Genomic DNA, 17,013 nt, shown 5'->3' with positions numbered 1-17,013 from the left:
GCAGGCCGGCGCCATTCCCCCGGGGCGGCCGGACGTCGTTCCGGCCCGGCGCCGCCAGCGCCCGCGGATTTTTGCCGCATAATGCGGAAATACACAATATCCGCTTTCCGCCCATGTCCGACCTCGCCAACAAGCGCCTCGTCCTCGGTATGACCGGCGGCATCGCCTGCTACAAGATCGGCGAGCTGGTGCGGCGCCTGACCGAGCGCGGCGCAACGGTGGACGTCGTCATGACCGAGGCGGCCACGCATTTCATCACCCCGGTCACGATGCAGGCCCTCTCCGGCCGTCCCGTCTACGTGGACCAGTGGGATCCACGCGTGCCCAACAACATGGCGCACATCAACCTGACGCGCGGCGCGGACGCGGTGGTCGTGGCGCCTGCGAGCACCGATTTCATGGCCAAGCTCGCGCACGGCATGGCCGACGATCTCCTGACCACCCTGTGCGTGGCGCGCGCCTGCCCGCTGCTGCTGGTGCCGGCGATGAACCGCGAGATGTGGGCCAACCCTGCCACCCAGCGCAACGCGGCCCAATTGCGCGCCGACGGCATCACCCTGCTTGGCCCGGCCGAAGGCGACCAGGCCTGCGGCGAGGTCGGCTCGGGCCGCATGCTGGAACCGCACGAAATCCTGGATGACCTCATCGCCCACTTCCAGCCCAAGCTGCTGGCCGGCAAGCGGGTGCTGGTGACGGCGGGACCGACCTCCGAGCCCATCGATCCGGTTCGGGTGCTGACCAATGTCTCCTCCGGCAAGATGGGCTATGCGATCGCCCGCGCGGCGCGCGAGGCCGGAGCCGAGGTGACGCTGGTGTCGGGCCCGACCGCGCTGCCCGCGCCGCGCGGCGTGCGGCGCGTGAACGTCATGACCGCGCGCGAGATGCTCGATGCGGTCATGGCCGGCGTGCCCGATGCCGACGTCTTCGTGGCGGTCGCCGCGGTGGCGGACTGGCGGGTCAAGGAAGTCAGCGCAAGCAAACTCAAGAAGACCGAGGCCGGACCGCCCCGCCTGGAGTTCGTGCAGAATCCGGATATCCTGGCCACCGTGTCGGGCCTGCCGCGCCCGCCGTACTGCGTGGGTTTCGCGGCCGAGACCGAGGACCTCGCCCGCCATGCGGCCGAGAAGCGGGCGCGCAAGCGCATCCCGCTTCTGGTGGGCAACCTGGCCCAGGATGCCCTGGGCCGCGACGATACCGCGCTGGTGCTGTATGACGACGCCGGCGAACACCCCTTTGCGCGCCAGTCCAAGCTCGCGGCGGCGCGCCAGCTGGTGGCCGAGATCAGCCGGCGCATGGCGGGCCTGCCGCCCGCGCCGGCCGGCGGCGGTTCGGCGCAGCCGGATCCGCAGCGCCCAGGCGCCCGGGACATCTAGAGGAAGCACCATGCCGTTCGACGCCGAACCGCCTGGCGGCGACTACGCCGCCTATATCGACAAGATGGTCAACCGCGGCGCGGGCACGCCGGGGGCGCAAGGCCTGCTGAAGACCGGAACCGGCGGATTCCAGTCCGCGCTGCGGCTGCCCGGCGCCCAGAAGGAAACGCGCAGCCCGGGGCAGCAATATACGGCCGGCACGGGCATTCCGTCCGCGCCGACGGCGCCGGCGCCGCCCTCCTCGCATATGCCGGCCGGCGTCAGCGAACCCGCCTCCAACGCGACGCTGGCCGCGCAAGGCAGCCGCGCGGTGAGCGGCACCATCCAGATCGTGCTGGGCGTGCTGTTCGGCGTGCTGACGGCGGCCAGCATTGCGGCCGCCTTGCTGGACGAGGATCCGCTCGAACCGTTCCACGTCGTCCGCACCGTCATCCTCTTCATCGTCGCGCGGATGCTGTTCCTGCGCGGCCGCCGCGCGCTGCGGGGCGCGCAGTCCATCCCGGGCGTCTCGCTGCCGCCCTTCGTGCCTCCTTCCCGCCCCGCCAACCGCGCCCAACGTTCCTCCACCCACCGTAGCTCATGAAATCCGTAGACCTGAAGATTCTCGACGCGCGCATGCGCGAGTACCTGCCCGCCTATGCCACGCCGGGATCGGCCGGACTGGACTTGCGGGCCTGCCTGGATGCGCCGCTTGCCATCGCCCCCGGCCAGACCGCCTTGGTGCCGACCGGCCTGGCCATCCACATCGGCGATCCGGGCTACGCCGCGATGATCCTGCCGCGCTCCGGCCTGGGCCACAAGCACGGCATCGTGCTGGGCAACCTGGTCGGACTGATCGACTCAGACTACCAGGGCCAGTTGATGGTATCGACCTGGAACCGCGGACAGGAGCCCTTCGTGCTGCAACCGATGGACCGCCTGGCGCAGATGGTCATCGTGCCGGTGGCGCAGGTCGGTTTCAACGTGGTGGACGATTTCGCCGAGTCCGACCGCGGCGCGGGCGGGTTCGGAAGCACCGGCAAGCATTGATCGCACGCCCATGGCGAAGACCGACAGCGTGGGCTCCGATACGGACCTCGAGGCCGTGCGCATCTACGAGGCGCTGCGCAAGTGCATTTTCCAGGGCGAGTTCCGCCCCGGCCATGAGCTGAACCAGGTCCATATTTCCCAGAAGTATGGCGTCAGCCGCACTCCGGTGCGGGAGGCCCTGCGCATGCTCCAGGCCGACGGGCTGGCCGAGGCGCGGTTCAAGTACCGGATGACGGTCACCCAGCTCACGGCCGAGGAAGTCGACCAGATCTATGGATTGTGGATCGCCTGCCAGGCCATTGCCACCCAGGTATCCATGGGCCGCCTGAGCCGCGCCGAACTGGCCGCCTGCAAGAAGGTCGTGGACAGGATGTCGCGCCAGGACGGCGAGCAGTCCAGCCACTGGCGCGACCTGCACCTGGATTTCCACCGCCGGCTGAACCGGCCGGCGGGCAGGATGTACATCGACAAGATGGACGAATACTGGCACCGGACCGAACGCGCGCGCTACTCGCTCGAGCAGACCTCGCCGTCGCTGTTCGGCGACGACCGGGGCGACCATGCCGGCCTGCTGCATGCCTACGAGACCGGCGACCTTCAGGCGGCGCAGCGTATCCAGACCCTGCAGCTCGTGCGCTCGGCCACGGCCTCGATCAAGCTGATCGACCCGGACTACACGCCGATCTTCATGCAGAACGCGGTGGCGGTCTTGCGCGTGCGCCTGTAGCCGCCGGCGGCGCCTAGGGCCCGCCCTCCTGAAAGGAGCCTCGCCCAGGCCCTAGTCCATGAAGCGCCCGCCGGACATGTTCAGCGTTTCCCCCGTAATGTAGCCGGACAGGCGCGAGGCAAGGAACAAGGCGGCCGCCGCGGCTTCCTGCGAACGCCCCACGCGCCCGACGGGAATGCCCTTGAGCACGTGCTCCAGGTCTTCCCCGGTCTTGGTTACCTGGACGTCGAACAATGCGGTGGCGATGGCGTTGGCGGTAACGCCCCGCGGCGCCAGTTCGGCCGCCAGCGAACGGGTGAACGCGATCAATCCGCCCTTGGCCGCGGCATAGGGACTGACGCCCGGGTGCGCGCCGGTCTTGCCCGACATCGAGCAGAACGACAGCAGGCGCCCGAAGCCGCGCTGCGCCATCCGGGCGGCGGCTTCCCGCAGCAACAACACGGGCAGCACCAGTTCGTCACGCGCGATCTGGGCATACAGCGCCGGATCGATGTCCAGCGCCTTACCCACCGATACCGGCGGCGAAACGAAGATCAGGGCGTCGAGCGGCCCATTGGAGGCTTCCACCCGATCCAGGAAATCGCGGATCGCGACCGGATCCGCATTCGCCGGCACGCGGTCGCCGGGCATGTCCGCGACGCCGCCGGGCGACAGGTATCCTGCATGGACCCTGGCCCCATGCGCATCGAAGCCGTCCACCACGGCGGGCCCTACGCCGCCTTCCGCCCCCACCACGAGCACCGACATGCCGGTGACGTCGATCACCGCGGGAAATTGCTGCGCCCCTGTCCGCATCGCCCTACTCCTCGGCCTTGATGTTGTATTGCGCGATGACTTCGCCGTAGCGCCGGAATTCCTTGCCGACGAACTCGCGCATCTCGGCGGTCGTGGATGGCCGCATGGTCAGCCCGAACTTGTCGAGCTGGCCGCGGACGGGTTCGTTGCTCACGATCGCATGGATGTCGCGGTACAGCTTCTCGGCAACCGGCGCGGGCACGCCGGTCGGAAGCATGAAGCCGTACCACGCTTCGGTGGAGAAATCTTTCACGCCCAGTTCGGCGAAGGAAGGAATGTCGGGCGCATGGGAGTTGCGCTGCTCGGCCCCCACGCCCAGCGCCTTCAACTGGCCCGAGGCGAGATAGGGCTTGACGGTATGAGTGGCGATGAAGAACGCCTCGACCTGACCGCCGATCAGATCGGTCACGGCCGGGGCCGTGCCCTTGTACGGCACGTGCAGGAATTCGGTGCCCGTCTTCTGCTGCAACTGGGCGATGAAGATGTGCGAAGGCGAGCCTATGCCGGCGCTGGCGAACGCCACCTTGCCGCGATTGGCCTTGGCGTAGTCCAGGAACTCCGTCAGCGTGTTGAAGCGCGACTTGCCCGAGACCACCAGCGTCATGTCGCCATAGCCCGCGATGATCAGCGGCTGCAGGTCGCGCATGGGCACGAAGGTATCGGACTTCATCAGGTGCGCGGTGACCGAGATATTGCTGCCCATGACGCCGACGGTATAGCCGTCGGGCTGCGACTGGGCCAGGACCTGGGCGCCGACGTGGCCCGACGCCCCGAGCCGGTTCTCCACCACCACCGGGACCTTCCAGACCTTCGCCAGCTCTTCCCCGACCAGGCGGGCCAGGCGGTCAGGTCCGGTACCTTGCGAGAAGGGCACGATGAAGCGCACGGCCTTGTTGGGGAATTCGTCGGCCAGCGCGAGGGACGAACTCGCGGCACAGCACAGGACAAGCAGGAATTTCCAGACTGAACGGGTAAGCATGGCAAGGCCCTCTCATAGAAGCTCTACACGGCACATCCACCGCCAAGCACGCTGCCTGCGCGGCATCCAGAGGCGATGGCTTTCAGGCCACCGTCTCGTCCACCAGTTTCCGTATGTCGACGCACGCATCGAGATTCGCCACGGCCAAGATCAATGCCTCGGCCTGCGCGGCCCGGCCTGCGCCCAGGTTTTCCTTGAACTTCTCGACCAGGGTGTCGAACGAGATCGGCACGCCGGCCGACCCGGGCGCGGCCTCCCGGCCGCCGCTCCAGCGATTGCCGGCCTCGTCCTCGATCACCACTTCCGACAACAGGTTGGACGGCGAAGCCGGCTCGGCCTGCACCACCCGGACGCGGCCATCCAGCAGCCGGCGCAGCTCGGGCGATTCGCGCAGCGGCGCCTCGAAGCTGGCGGGGCTGATGCCCCCCTGCACCAGCGCGGCCGCGACGATGTAGGGCAGGGAATGGTCGGCGGCCTCGCGCGTGCGGGGCGCGAACGGATCGACGCGGATCTCGTACAGGTGGCGATATACCCCGGGGTCGGCATGCACGGTCACCTTGGCGATCGTGCCGGACGACCGGCCGGCTTGCTGCCATGCGGCACGCGCGCGCAGGGCCGACTGGATGGCGCTCTGCGCGCGAGATCCGACCGGCCAGCGCTTGAAGCTTCCGCGGTCGATGCCTTCGAAGCGCTCGATGCCTTCGATGCGCCGCATGGCCTGTTCCGCCTCGTCGGGGGTAACCTGCAGCTTGGCGAGATAGCCGAACTTCCCCTCGAAGGGGCGAACCACGCCCTCCACGCCGCACTTGGCCAGGTGGCAGGCGTAGATCGAGTGCCGAACCCCGTCGCCGCCGTTGAAGCGTTTCCACATGGTCAGCTCGCCATGCGCGTCGAACTCGGAAGACTCCGCTTCCAGCGACGGATAGTTCGCATTCACGGTGATCGAGAACGCCTGCCGGAACTGCGCATGATCGAGCTCCAGCATGTCGCCGACCGCGGCCGTGGCGCCCAGCGCGGTCAGGCACGGATAGTCCCAGCCGGCGCGGTCGGGATCGATGTAGTCGCTCATGGCGACGATCATCTCGTAGCCCAGGCACAAGGCCCGCGTCACCTCCCGGCCCCCCGCGCCGGCCGACTCGGCCACCGCGATCACACCCGTCAGGATGTCGCTGGGATGGGCGCCGCCCAGGCGGCCGAGATAGAAATCGTTGAAGTCGTAGGCGCGCAGCGGCGGACTGTTGAGCAGGGCCGCATGCTCGATGCCGACGCGCTCGCCGGTTCCCCACAGCCGGGCCCCGCCCGCGGGCACCGGAAAGCAGGCGGCAAACTTGCGCGCGCACCGGGCGGCGCGATGGTCCAGCGCACCCAGCACCACGCCGAACGAGTCCAGCACGATCTTCCTGACGGCCTCGCGACAGGCGGCATCGATCTCGAAGCGGCGGGAACGGATGCAGAACGCGGCCAGGCGATCAAGAAATGCATCGTTGGGAGAGACGGCGTGCATGCGGGATTCCTGTGGAAAACGGTTGACGGGGGATCAGCGGGTGATGCGGTACTTCTGCGTGCCCAGGCCGGCGATGCCCAGTTCGATCAGCTCGCCGCCCCGCAGGTAGCGCGGAGGCTTCATGCCCAGACCGACGCCCGCCGGCGTGCCGGTGATGACCAGGTCGCCGGGCTCCAGGGTCATGCACTGGCTCAGGTAGCTGACGATGGCCGGGCAGTTGAAAATCATCTGGCGGGTGTTGCTCTGCTGCACGCGCTCGCCGTCCACCGAGAGCCAGATGTCGAGCGCATGCACGTCGGCGATCTCATCCCGGGTCACGAGATAGGGACCGACGGGACAGAAGCGGTCGAAGCTCTTGCCCTTGTCCCACTGGCCGCCGCGATCGAGCTGGAAGGCCCGGTCGGACAGGTCGTTCGCCAGCACGTAGCCGAAGATGTTGCCGGCCGCATCACGCTCGGACACGTCGCGGCAGGACTTGCCGATGACGATGCCCAGCTCGACCTCCCAGTCCATCTTCTCGGCCTTCGCCGGCTTCGGTACGTCGTCATACGGTCCCGACAAGGTCGACGGCGCTTTCATGAACACCACGGGTTCGGCCGGAATCGCCATGCCGGATTCCTTGGCATGGTCGACGTAGTTCAGGCCGATGGCGATGATCTTTCCCGGCCGCGCCAGCGGCGGTCCCAGGCGAGGCGTTCCATCGATCCGCGGCAGCCTCTCGGCATCGACCGCGCCCAGGCTGTCCTGGAGGCCGCGCGCCATGGCCTGCGGATCGATGTCCCGCAGCAGCCCGGACAAGTCCCTCAGCCCGCCCTGCCCGTCCAGCATGCCCGGCCGCTCGCATCCTTCGGCGCCGTACCTGACCAGCTTCATGTGCTGTGCCCCCTGAGTATCAATAAATGAAGGCGAGATTGCCTTGCCATCCGGCCCGGTCGAGCAGGTGGACGCGTTTCTCGTGGATCCGGAATCCGCCGTCGTCCCGGCGCAGCAGATAGTCGACGCGGGCCACGATGGCGTTCTTCTGGCCCAGGCCGACCTGGGTCCAGTCGCCGCCGCGGATCTCGTGGATCAACTGGCTGCTCGATACGGACCAGAGACCGCCGCGTTCGTCGGCCACGACGTTCGAGACGAAGTGCAGCGTGCGCGACGGCGGCTGCTGCGCCGGAAACCAGTGATTGACCAGGTGATACACGCGCTCTTCGCGGGCCATCCTGTCGTCATTGACGATGGCGGCCTGCCGGCCGGGCTGCGCCTCGTCCACCAGCGGCACGATGTAGAGGCCGTCGTCGTCGAACAAGCCGAGCCAGTCGTCGAACCGCCTGTCGTCCAGCAATCGGGCTTCGCGATAAATGAACTGGGTGATGTCTTGCAACATTGCGCTTTCCATGCTCGGTTCCCGCCTCAAGCGTGCTTCGATGCCTGCTGCATCATTTTTTTCCAGGCCCGCCAGAGAGCGCGCTGCGGCGCTTCGCTGGACGGCAGGCCCCGGTAGTCGCCGCTCTCGGTCCGCTCATCGCTGTCCATGCCGCGGTCGAACACCAGCCATTCCACGCTGCTGGCGCGCAGCCCCTGCGTCACGCGCGCGAATATCTCGGTGTCGTCCGTCATGCCGAACCCCGACGGCCCATAGAACCGCTCCTGGCTGCGCAGCATGCCGGCGTTGAATGCATCGGGCGCGCCTTCGATCTCGTACGGGTAGATCAGCACCTCGGTCTCGTCGACCGAGATCGGGCGCCAGACCCGGATCTGCTGGTGGATCATGCCCATGCTGGGGAATACGGTGGAGGTGGTCTTGGAGGTGATCCCCGCGAAGGCCGCCTCGCCATGCCTATCCAACAGCTCGCGATACATGCGTCCGAACTCGCCGTCCAGCAGATAGCCGGGATCGGCCGCCGGGACGCGCGCGAAGCCATGCCCTTGCCGGCAGGACCAGGTCTCGCCGCGAAAGCGCTGCTCCCGCATCTCGCGCGAACTGCGTCCCTTGTGCACGCCGAAATCGCCGGTACTGTCGCCGTACTTTGCCTGCAGCTTCACGAAGGCGCCGTGGGTGTGCATGAAGTGATAGGCATCGACGATGTTCTCGGTCTGCAGCTTCCAGTTGCCCCGGTATCGGCAGACATAGGGCTTGGAGGCGATCGCGATGCGGCCCACGGGCGAGAGGTCGAGCTTGGCGTCGATGACGGTCTTGAGTTCGCCCAGGTAGGAAGCCAGCGGCTGGATGTCCGCATCGAGCGACACGAACAAGAGGCCGCGATAGCTTTCCAGCCGCGGCACGCGCAGCAGGCCTTCCGGTTCGATGAAGTTGGCGCCATAGCCGCCCGGGTCCCCTCGTTCGGACACCAGCCGCGTCCTGCCCGCGAGGTCGAAGATCCAGCCGTGGTACGGGCACCGCATTTCCTGCACGGTCCCCTGGTGCTCGCGCAGCAGCGTCGCGCCGCGATGCACGCAGCGGTTGAAGAAGGCGCCGATCTTTCCTTCCTTGTCGCGGATCACGACGATGGGCTGGCGGCCGACGTATGCCGTCTTGAAACTGCCGGCCGATGGAAACTCGGTCTCGTGTCCGACGTAGATCCAGGTCCGCTCGAAGATGTGCTTCATCTCCAGCTCGAAGACGTCCTCGTCCGTGTACGCCTCGGTGCGAACGAGGAATTGCTGCCCGGGTATCTCGCGGACGTAGTCCCCAACATCGATCTCTGGTGTCCTGCTCATGCTTGCCTTTGACACTATCTCTGCCGTGAAAAAGTGGATACACTTTTAGTCTGTTGGCAGCCAGAATCTTTGTCAATCACTTTTCGTACGAATCCACGCCCATGCGTGAAAACCCCCAACGGGAGGCAGTCATGTCGAAAGTCCTGCGCCTAGCGATCGCCGAGAAGCGAACCGTGTTCGGCGGATGGTGTGCCCTACCTTGCGCGTTCGGCGCGGAACTCCTGGCCGCGGGAGGACTGGACTACGTCTGCGTGGACCAGCAGCACGGCCTGATCGACTATGCCGAGGTCACGCCCATGTTCACCGCCATCGAACGCGCCGGCGGCATTCCCGTGACGCGCGTGCCGGCCGCGACGGACTGGATGATCGCCAAGGCGCTGGACGCCGGCGCGCAAGCCGTGATCGTGCCGATGTGCGAGACGCCTGCGCAGGCGGCCGCGGCCGTCGCGGCCTGCCGCTATCCGCCCGCCGGGATCCGTTCCTACGGCCCCATCCGCTCGGCCTTGGTGCGGCAGGCGCGCGATACGGCCACGCTGGGCGACGAGCCCATGTGCTTCGTAATGATCGAAAGCCGCCGGGGGCTCGACAGCCTGGAGGCAATCGTCGCCACGCCGGGCCTGGACGGCATCTATGTCGGTCCCGCCGACCTGGCGCTGGGCCTGGGGCTGGAGCCTGACCTGGACAAGCCGGAAAAGGAACACGCCGACGCGGTCGCGGCCATTCTCGAGGCCTGCCGCCGCCATGGCCGCGTGGCCGGCATCCAGTGCTCGGGAGGCGCCTCGGGACGCCGGTATGCCGACCAGGGATTCGGCTTCGTCACCATCGCCAAGGACAGCGCGCTGCTCCAGGCCGGCACGCGGCAGGAACTGGCGCGGGCGCGCGGCGACGCGGCCAATCCCGCGGCATCGGGCTATACCTGAAGCGATCGTTGCGGATCGTCGACATGCCAATAAATTTACCCGGGTGATATTGCAATTTCATTTTTACCCGGGTAAATTATCACCACATTCTTTCTTGTGGTGAATGCCATGCCTGCCCTTACCTGCACCGCCTTCGGCGGCCACCGCCTGCTCGCGAGCGGCCCCTTGCGCGACGTCGCGCTGGCCGTGCGGCGTGCCGCGCGCGCGCCGGACCACGCGCCGATTCTCATCTTCGACGACGCGACCGGCAAAGCCTTCGACATCGACACGCGCGGCTCGGAACGCGAGGTGCTGGCACGCCTGGGCCCGCTGCCGTCGGCCGCCCCCGACGAAGCCAGCGCCGCCGGCGAGCCCGCGGCGCCCCGCGGCAAGGGACGCCCCAAACTGGGCGTGGTCGCGCGCGAGGTCACCTTGCTGCCCCGCCACTGGGAATGGTTGAATGCCCAGCCCGGCGGCGCCTCGGTGGCGCTGCGCAAGCTGGTGGAGGAAGCGCGCCGCGCCCACGCGGGCCAGGACGAGCAGCGGCGCGCGCGCGAAGCGGCCTACCATTTCATGTCCGCCATGGCGGGCGACCTGCCCGGCTTCGAGGAAGCCGCCCGCGCCCTCTTCGCGGGCGACGGCGAGCGCTTCGCGGCGTTGCTGCGCGACTGGCCGGCGGACGTGCGCGACTACGCGCTGCGCCTGGCGGCAGGCGCTACCCCTCGATGACGGCCACGACCTGGCCTTCCTCGACCGGGTCGCCCTCTCCCACGCGCAGCTCCAGCACCGTCCCGGCGACAGGCGCCGGGACGGGGATCTCCATCTTCATGGACTCCACGATCAGCAGCGCCGCCTCCGCGTCCACGTTCGCCCCGACGGAAGTCTCCACCTTCCACACGGTGCCGGTGATCTCGGATTGCACTTCGATACGCGCCATGGCGCCTCCCCCTGTCATTGTCCATCGGACTCACGCGGCGCTCGCCGCGGCAGCCGCCTTCATATCCCGCACGACCTCGGCCGCAAGGCCGGTGTCGATGTCCGCGTTGACGAACCGTTCATGGCGCAGCAACGCGAGCACGAACGGAATGTTGGTCTTGACCCCTTCGATCACCGTGGCGCGCAGGGCCTGTTCGAGCGCCGCCAACGCACGCGGGCGATCCTGCGCGTGGACGATGAGCTTGGCGATCATGGGGTCGTAGTACGGCGTGACGCGGCACCCCTGGGCGTAGCCCGTTTCCACCCGTACCCCGGGACCGGACGGCCATTCCAGTCTGGCCAACGTCCCGGGCGACGGCAGGAAGCGCACCGGATCCTCGGCATAGATGCGCGCCTCGATCGCATGGCCCGCCAGGCCCACCGATGGCGGCAGCACGTCATCCAGCCGGTCGCCCCACGCCAGGCGCACCTGGGCCTGCACGAGGTCGATGCCGGTAACCGCTTCCGTGACCGCATGCTCGACCTGCAGGCGCGTGTTCATCTCCAGGAAATTGAAGCCGCCCCCGCCGTCGTACAGGGTCTCGACCGTGCCGATCACGTCGTAGCGCATGTCGGCCAAGATGCGGGTGACGCCATCGGCCGCGGCGTCCAGCGCGGCGCGCGGCAGGCCGGGCGCCGATGCCTCCTCCACGACCTTCTGGTGGCGCCGCTGGACCGAGCATTCCCGCTCGTACAAATGCCGCACGTTGCCGTAACGGTCGGCCAGCACCTGGAACTCGATGTGCCTCGGCCGTTCGACCAGTCGCTCCAGGTAGAGATCCGCGCAGCCGAAGCTGCGCTGTGACAGGGAACGCGCCTGCGCGACGGCGGCCAGCAACTGCGCGTCGTCGTGCGCGGCCAGCATGCCTATGCCGCCTCCCCCGCCAGCGGGCTTGACCAGCACCGGGTAGCCGATGCGCCGCGCGGCCGCGAGCGTTGCCTCGGCGTCGTCGTCCAGCAGTCCGGAACTCGGTCCCAGCGGCATGCCGCGCGCTGCCATCAGCTCGCGGGCGCGCGTCTTGTGGCCCATGGCCTCGATCCAGTCCGCGCCCGGGCCGATGAAGCATGCCCCCTGCGCGGCGACGCGGCGCGCGAAACCGGCGTTCTCGGACAGGAAGCCATAGCCCGGGTGCAGGCCATCGGCGCGGGTCTCGGCCAGCACGGCAAGCAGCGCATCCTGGTTCAGATAGCTGGCACGGGCATCGGCTGGCCCGATCGCGCAGGTCTCGTCGGCCCACGCCAGGTAGGGCAGGTCGCGGTCCGCCTCGGAATACACGGCCACGGTCCGGATGCCGAGCTGCTTGAGGGCGCGCAGCACGCGGGCCGCGACCGCGCCGCGGTTGGCCACCAGCACCTTATCGAACATGGCGGTCGCTCCTCATGCCGGCTTCCCCGGTTCGCCGCAGGCCACGATGCCGCGCTCGACCAGCGCATCGATCTCGCTCGGCGACAGCTGCAGTTCCTCGGCCAGCACCTGGCGCGTGTCCTGTCCCAGGTCCGGACCTGTATGCATGATGCGGCCCGGCGTCTCGCTCAGCTTGGGCACGATGCCGGGATGGTGCAGTGTCCCGAGTTCCGGATGAGGCACTTCGGGCAGCATGTCGCGGGCGGCGAATTGCGGGTCCTCGAAAATGTCGGCCATGGTGTAGACGCGCGATACCGGCACCTCCGCCTCGAGCAGCAAGCGCTCGATCTCGCTGCCGTCGTGCTGCAGCGTCCATTCGCTTACCACGCTGTTGCAATACGGGATGTTCGCCCCGCGCGCGCGGATCGAGCTCATGCGCGGATCCTCGATCAGCTCGGGGCGGCCCATGACCGCGATCAGCCGCTCGAAGGTGGGGTTGCTGTTGGCCGCGATCAGCACATAGCCGCCATCGCGGGTGGGATAGAGACTGTTGGGCGCCATGTTGGGCAGGTTGGGGCCCACTCGGGTCGGGATCAGGTTCAGCGTCTTGAACGCCGGCACGTAGACCTCCATCTGCGTGAACGCCGTTTCGTACAAGGCCACGTCCACCACCTGCCCCTTGCCGGTACGCGCCCGGTCGAGCAGGGCCGAGACCGTGCCGAACGCCGCGTAGACCGCCGAGAGATAGTCCGTGGTGGCCACGGCCACGCGGGCCGGCGGCCGATCCGGATCGCCCGTCAGGTGCCTGACGCCCGCCATGGCCTCGCAGATGGCGCCATAGCCCGGCCGCAGCCGGTAGGGCCCGGTCTGGCCATAGCCGCTGATGCGCACCATCACCAGCCCCGGGTTCTCGCGCGACAGTTCCTCGTATCCCAGGCCCAGCCGCTCCATCACGCCCGGCCGGTAGTTCTCCACGAGCACGTCGGTCTTGGCGGCCAGCCGCCGCACCAGGTCGCGCCCCTCGTCCTGCTTGAGGTCGATCACTATGGCGCGCTTGTTGCGCAACGCGGTCGCCGCATAGAGCGACACGTCGCCCACGTGCTTGCCCATGTTGCGCAGCGGATCGCCGCCAGGCGGCTCGATCTTGATCACGTCCGCGCCGAAATCGGCCAGGATGCGCCCGCACGCCGGACCGGCCACGGTGGAGCAGATCTCGATGGCCTTGTAGCCCGACAGCGGTCCCGGATGACCCGCAAGCCTGGCGTTGCTCATTTGCCGGCCTCCAGCAAGCCGAGCCTGCCCACGATCTCCCGCATGCTTTGGTACTCCTCTTCGTAGAACCGCGCGGCATCGCGGTGCCCCATGAAGTTGGGCCGGCTCTGGTTGGTCTCGGCCAGCTGCACCCACATCGCCGAGCGGCTCATGCGCCGGCACAGATCCTCCCAGAACCGGACCTGCTCCTCGGAGATTCCCTTGGGCGCGACGATGCCCATGGACGAACTGAAGGTCGAATCTATGCCCTGCTCCTTCCACGTCGGCACGTCGGCAAACAGGCCGCCCAGGCGCTCGCCGGCGCTCACCGCGAGCACGCGGATCTTGCCCGCCTTCTTCAGCGCGATCACATTGGGCGTGGTGGCGGCCACCACGTCCAGGTGCCCGCCCACCAGGGACACCATGGACTCCGCGGAAGACTTGAACGGCGCGACCACGAGTTTGCGCACGTCCACTCCTGCCGCCCCCAGCGCCTTGGCCGTGCCGATGTGGATATGGTTGCCGATGCTGGTGGCCACGCCTATGCGCTGGCTGCCAGGGTCCTTGCGCAGGCGCTCGGCCAGGTCGGCGGCCGACTTCACCGGCGACTCGGCGCGCACGGCGGCCACCACGAACTCGTCCTGGATGACCGCGATGGGCGTGAGGTCGCGATGCGGCAGGATGTCGAGGTTGCCCGTCAGGTAGCTCGATATGTAGCCGTGCGAATTGATGGACAGGAAATGCGGATCGCCGCGCTTTTGCAGCAGTACCTCGAAGGCGATCTTGCCGTTTGCCCCGGGCTTGTTGGTGACCAGGAACGACTTGGCGCCCGGGCCGGCAGTCTCGTCGTAGAACTGCTTCATGGCGCGGCCGGTCTGGTCCAGCGCTCCGCCCGGCCCCGCCGGCACGACAAAATCCACGTTCATGTCCGGCTTCCAGGCGCCCCAGACGGGGCCTGCGGCCAGACCGCACAAGATGCCGCCCATGCCAGCGCCCAGCATGGCGGCGGCGCGGCGGCGGCCCTGATCGATAGTCTCCATGTCTCCCTCCTGACGGGCTTTTTTAGGCTGGCACTTCGGTCTCCAACAAACGGCGGATCTCCCGCCAGTTCTCTTCCAGGCGACTGGCGAAAAAGCGTTCCGCGGCGTCGGCGTCGCCGCGGCGGATGGCATCGATGGCGCCTCGCCACAGGACGATGGAGCGTCGGCGTCGGGCCACGGAATTCAGGCCGAGGCTGGTGTAGCGCAGCATCTGCATCGACAGCGAGGCGATGAGCGGGAACAGGCGCTCGTTGCCGCACAGCGCCGCGCACAGCAGCGTCATTTGCGCCGCCGTCTCGCCGTAGCGCCGTGCCGCGCCGGGGTCGTCGACCGTTTCCCTCAGCGTGCGAAAGCCGATCTCTAGCAAATCGAGCAGCTGGTCCGGCCGGCGCTCAGCCGCGCGGCGGCCGACCAGCCGCACCAGGCTCGCGCGTACTTCGAACAGGTCGTGGATTTCCTTTTGCGACAGGAAGGTCGCGCGGGCGCCGCGCCGGGCATGGATGCGCACCACGCCTTCGCGCTCCAGGAGGCGCATGGCTTCACGCACCGGGCTGCGGCTCACCGCGAACTGCCGGGCGATGTCCTGCTCGCGTATCCACTCGCCCGGGGCGATGGCATGCGAAATGATGCGGTCGCCCACGCTCGCGGCGATCTGCTCGGGCAGGGTCAGCGTGTTGGACGGTCCGGCGAACACCCACCAGAACGCGATGGGCGTGCCGCGGTCCTCCTCGAACGCCTGGAGAAAGGCCGCCGCGCGGCTGGCATCGGGGGGCGCGGGCCGCTCCATGGTCAAGGGCGTACCCCCGCCCGGAGCTTGGGTCCCACCGTGGTCCGCAGCTTTCCCTGGGCGGCATCGATGAACTGGCACAGATAGGGCCGGGTTTCGCGCGGATCGATCAAGTCTTCCACCGCGAACGCCTCGGCGGTCCGGAAGGGCGACGACAGCGCCCGCAGTTCGGCCTCGATCTCCGCTTCGCGCCTGGCCGGATCGGGCGCGCTCTGGATGTCGGCGCGATACGCGGCCTTGACCCCGCCTTCTATGGGGAGCGATCCCCAGCTGGCCGATGGCCATGCGATTTTGAAATTCAATCCCGCGCGGTCGATGACGCTGCCGCCCGCCACGCCGAAGCACTTGCGAACCAGCACGGTATAGATGGGCACCGTCGCCTGGGCCAGTACATAGCGCTGCTGGATGCCGAAGCGCATGACCGCCTCGGACTCCGACTCGACGCCGATCAGCAATCCCGGCACGTCCACGAAGAAGATCAGGGGAATGTTGAAGGCGTCGCACAGGTCGATGAAATGCGTCTGCTTTCGTGCGGCCTTTACGTCGACGATGCCGCCGAACATGGGATTGTTGGCCACCACGCCCACGACCTTGCCGTTCATCCGCGCCAGCATGGTGATCACCGCCCGGCCGAAGCCCGGCTGGATCTCGAACTCGGACCCCCTGTCCACGACCATGCCCACCAGCTTCTTCATGTTGTAGGCCTGCCGTTCGGAGCGCGGCACGATATCGACGAGGGCATCCTCGCAGCGGTCGACCGGGTCGCCCGACATGACCACCGGCGGGAGCTCCCAGGCGTTCTGTGGCATGTAGGACAGGAACCGCCGGATCTGCGCCAGACAGGTTTCCTCGTCCGGCGCCACGTTGTCGATGGTGCCGGCCGTATCGGATGCGATCTTGGCGCCACCCAGGTCGTTCTTGTGCAGCTTGGCGCCGAAGGCGCGCTCGACCACCGGCGGACCGGCGGCGAAAATCTGGCTGCTGCCTTGCACCATCACGGTCCAGTGGGCCAGCACGGCACGGCCCGCGGGCCCGCCTGCCACGGTACCCATGACTGCGCTGACCACGGGCACCATGCCCATCAGCGATACGGACCGTTCGAAACCGTCCTGACCGTAGCCCGGCGTGACCGAATAGCCCTTGCGCTTGACGGTGTTGACGGTCCCGCCGGTGCCGTCGATAAGGTTGACCAGCGGAATGCGGTAGTGAAAGGCCAGGTCTTCGACAAAGCCGCCTTGCCCGCCCTTGCGGCGATCGCTGCCGAAGCCGGTGCCGGCGCGGATGGTGTAGTCCTCGCCGCCCACCGCCACCGGCCGGTCCGCGATACGGCCCAGACCCATGACATACGGCGCCGGCTCGAAACTGTCGAGCTTGCCATCCACATAGGACGCCTTGCCGGCCAGTTGCCCGACCTCCTGGAAAGACCCGGCATCCAGCAATTTGCCGATGCGTTCGCGCACCGTCAGCTTGCCGGCCGCGTGCTGCCGCGCCACCGCGGCCTCGCCGCCACACGCCCGCGCCAGTTCCCGCCTGCGCCGGATCTCGTCCGCCTCCGCCCGCCAGCTCATGCCGTCTCCTCGGACCGGTTATGGTCGGATCA

Annotated in this window: 18 protein-coding genes; 6 read left to right on the top strand and 12 right to left on the bottom strand. The window is 68.1% G+C overall.

The annotated features are described in order from the left end of the window. Nucleotides 1-113 precede the first annotated feature (113 nt). From coaBC to CDO44_RS27075, 4 genes are read left to right on the top strand one after another with little or no spacing between them, the layout of a single operon-like run. The gene (gene coaBC, locus CDO44_RS27090) at nt 114-1,373 is read left to right on the top strand and encodes a bifunctional phosphopantothenoylcysteine decarboxylase/phosphopantothenate--cysteine ligase CoaBC (RefSeq protein WP_087783391.1); all 1,260 of its coding nucleotides are present in this window, start codon (nt 114-116) and stop codon (nt 1,371-1,373) included. A gap of 10 nt (nt 1,374-1,383) precedes the next feature. Further along, nucleotides 1,384-1,956, top strand: a complete 573-nt coding sequence (locus tag CDO44_RS27085) for a phage holin family protein (protein ID WP_087783390.1) — start codon at nt 1,384-1,386, stop codon at nt 1,954-1,956. Beyond that, nucleotides 1,953-2,402 (top strand): dUTP diphosphatase, encoded by a 450-nt coding sequence (gene dut, locus CDO44_RS27080; protein WP_087783389.1) that lies wholly within the window; start codon nt 1,953-1,955, stop codon nt 2,400-2,402. The genes CDO44_RS27085 and dut overlap by 4 nt, the downstream gene beginning before the upstream one ends. A 10-nt stretch (nt 2,403-2,412) precedes the next feature. Then, nucleotides 2,413-3,129: a GntR family transcriptional regulator gene (locus tag CDO44_RS27075; protein ID WP_087783388.1), complete on the top strand. Its 717-nt coding sequence runs from the start codon at nt 2,413-2,415 to the stop codon at nt 3,127-3,129. A gap of 51 nt (nt 3,130-3,180) precedes the next feature. Here CDO44_RS27075 and CDO44_RS27070 read toward each other — a convergent pair whose 3' ends face one another. From CDO44_RS27070 to CDO44_RS27045, 6 genes are all read right to left on the bottom strand, one after another. After that, nucleotides 3,181-3,924: an SDR family NAD(P)-dependent oxidoreductase gene (locus tag CDO44_RS27070; RefSeq protein ID WP_087783387.1), complete on the bottom strand. Its 744-nt coding sequence runs from the start codon at nt 3,922-3,924 to the stop codon at nt 3,181-3,183. Nucleotides 3,925-3,928: 4 nt separating this feature from the next. After that, on the bottom strand, nt 3,929-4,903 hold the full coding sequence (locus CDO44_RS27065; protein WP_087783386.1) for a tripartite tricarboxylate transporter substrate binding protein: 975 nt from the start codon (nt 4,901-4,903) through the stop codon (nt 3,929-3,931). A gap of 82 nt (nt 4,904-4,985) precedes the next feature. Continuing rightward, entirely contained in the window at nt 4,986-6,407 is a 1,422-nt protein-coding gene (locus CDO44_RS27060; RefSeq protein ID WP_087783385.1) for an MmgE/PrpD family protein, read from the bottom strand. A 33-nt stretch (nt 6,408-6,440) separates the two neighbouring features. Continuing rightward, a complete protein-coding gene (locus CDO44_RS27055; protein ID WP_087783384.1) occupies nt 6,441-7,280 on the bottom strand; it encodes a fumarylacetoacetate hydrolase family protein in 840 nt (279 codons plus the stop codon). A gap of 19 nt (nt 7,281-7,299) precedes the next feature. Then, on the bottom strand, nt 7,300-7,782 hold the full coding sequence (locus tag CDO44_RS27050; RefSeq protein ID WP_158213460.1) for an aromatic-ring-hydroxylating dioxygenase subunit beta: 483 nt from the start codon (nt 7,780-7,782) through the stop codon (nt 7,300-7,302). A 26-nt stretch (nt 7,783-7,808) separates the two neighbouring features. After that, entirely contained in the window at nt 7,809-9,116 is a 1,308-nt protein-coding gene (locus CDO44_RS27045; protein ID WP_087783382.1) for an aromatic ring-hydroxylating dioxygenase subunit alpha, read from the bottom strand. A 131-nt stretch (nt 9,117-9,247) separates the two neighbouring features. Between CDO44_RS27045 and CDO44_RS27040 the strand changes: the two genes are divergently transcribed. Together CDO44_RS27040 and CDO44_RS27035 are read left to right on the top strand one after the other, a co-directional pair. Next, nucleotides 9,248-10,036, top strand: a complete 789-nt coding sequence (locus CDO44_RS27040) for an HpcH/HpaI aldolase/citrate lyase family protein (RefSeq protein ID WP_158213459.1) — start codon at nt 9,248-9,250, stop codon at nt 10,034-10,036. Nucleotides 10,037-10,144: 108 nt separating this feature from the next. Beyond that, entirely contained in the window at nt 10,145-10,744 is a 600-nt protein-coding gene (locus CDO44_RS27035; protein WP_087783380.1) for a DUF2239 family protein, read from the top strand. Here the strand turns inward: CDO44_RS27035 and CDO44_RS27030 are convergent. The 6 genes from CDO44_RS27030 to CDO44_RS27005 are packed head-to-tail and all read right to left on the bottom strand — an operon-like array spanning nt 10,731 to nt 16,981. Further along, complete coding sequence (locus tag CDO44_RS27030; RefSeq protein WP_087783379.1) at nt 10,731-10,952, bottom strand: acetyl-CoA carboxylase biotin carboxyl carrier protein subunit; 222 nt, start codon at nt 10,950-10,952, stop codon at nt 10,731-10,733. The two genes, CDO44_RS27035 and CDO44_RS27030, sit on opposite strands and share 14 nt — an antisense overlap. Nucleotides 10,953-10,982: 30 nt before the next feature. Continuing rightward, the gene (locus tag CDO44_RS27025) at nt 10,983-12,356 is read right to left on the bottom strand and encodes an acetyl/propionyl/methylcrotonyl-CoA carboxylase subunit alpha (protein WP_087783378.1); all 1,374 of its coding nucleotides are present in this window, start codon (nt 12,354-12,356) and stop codon (nt 10,983-10,985) included. Between the two features lie 12 nt (nt 12,357-12,368). Beyond that, complete coding sequence (locus CDO44_RS27020) at nt 12,369-13,607, bottom strand: CaiB/BaiF CoA-transferase family protein (RefSeq protein ID WP_087783377.1); 1,239 nt, start codon at nt 13,605-13,607, stop codon at nt 12,369-12,371. Beyond that, a complete protein-coding gene (locus CDO44_RS27015; RefSeq protein WP_158213458.1) occupies nt 13,604-14,626 on the bottom strand; it encodes a tripartite tricarboxylate transporter substrate binding protein in 1,023 nt (340 codons plus the stop codon). The genes CDO44_RS27020 and CDO44_RS27015 overlap by 4 nt, the downstream gene beginning before the upstream one ends. 22 nt (nt 14,627-14,648) lie before the next feature. Then, nucleotides 14,649-15,413, bottom strand: coding sequence for a GntR family transcriptional regulator (locus CDO44_RS27010; RefSeq protein WP_087783375.1), 765 nt, complete (start codon nt 15,411-15,413; stop codon nt 14,649-14,651). 2 nt (nt 15,414-15,415) lie between these two features. Then, nucleotides 15,416-16,981 carry an acyl-CoA carboxylase subunit beta gene (locus CDO44_RS27005; RefSeq protein ID WP_087783374.1) on the bottom strand — a complete coding sequence of 522 codons (1,566 nt, stop codon included), beginning with the start codon at nt 16,979-16,981 and terminating at the stop codon, nt 15,416-15,418. Nucleotides 16,982-17,013 lie beyond the last annotated feature (32 nt).

The sequence above is a fragment of the Pigmentiphaga sp. NML080357 genome (genome assembly GCF_002188465.1).
Lineage (GTDB): Bacteria > Pseudomonadota > Gammaproteobacteria > Burkholderiales > Burkholderiaceae_B > Pigmentiphaga.
Note: the sequence above shows the minus strand (reverse complement) of the source record. Positions and strands in the feature narration are given on the sequence as shown.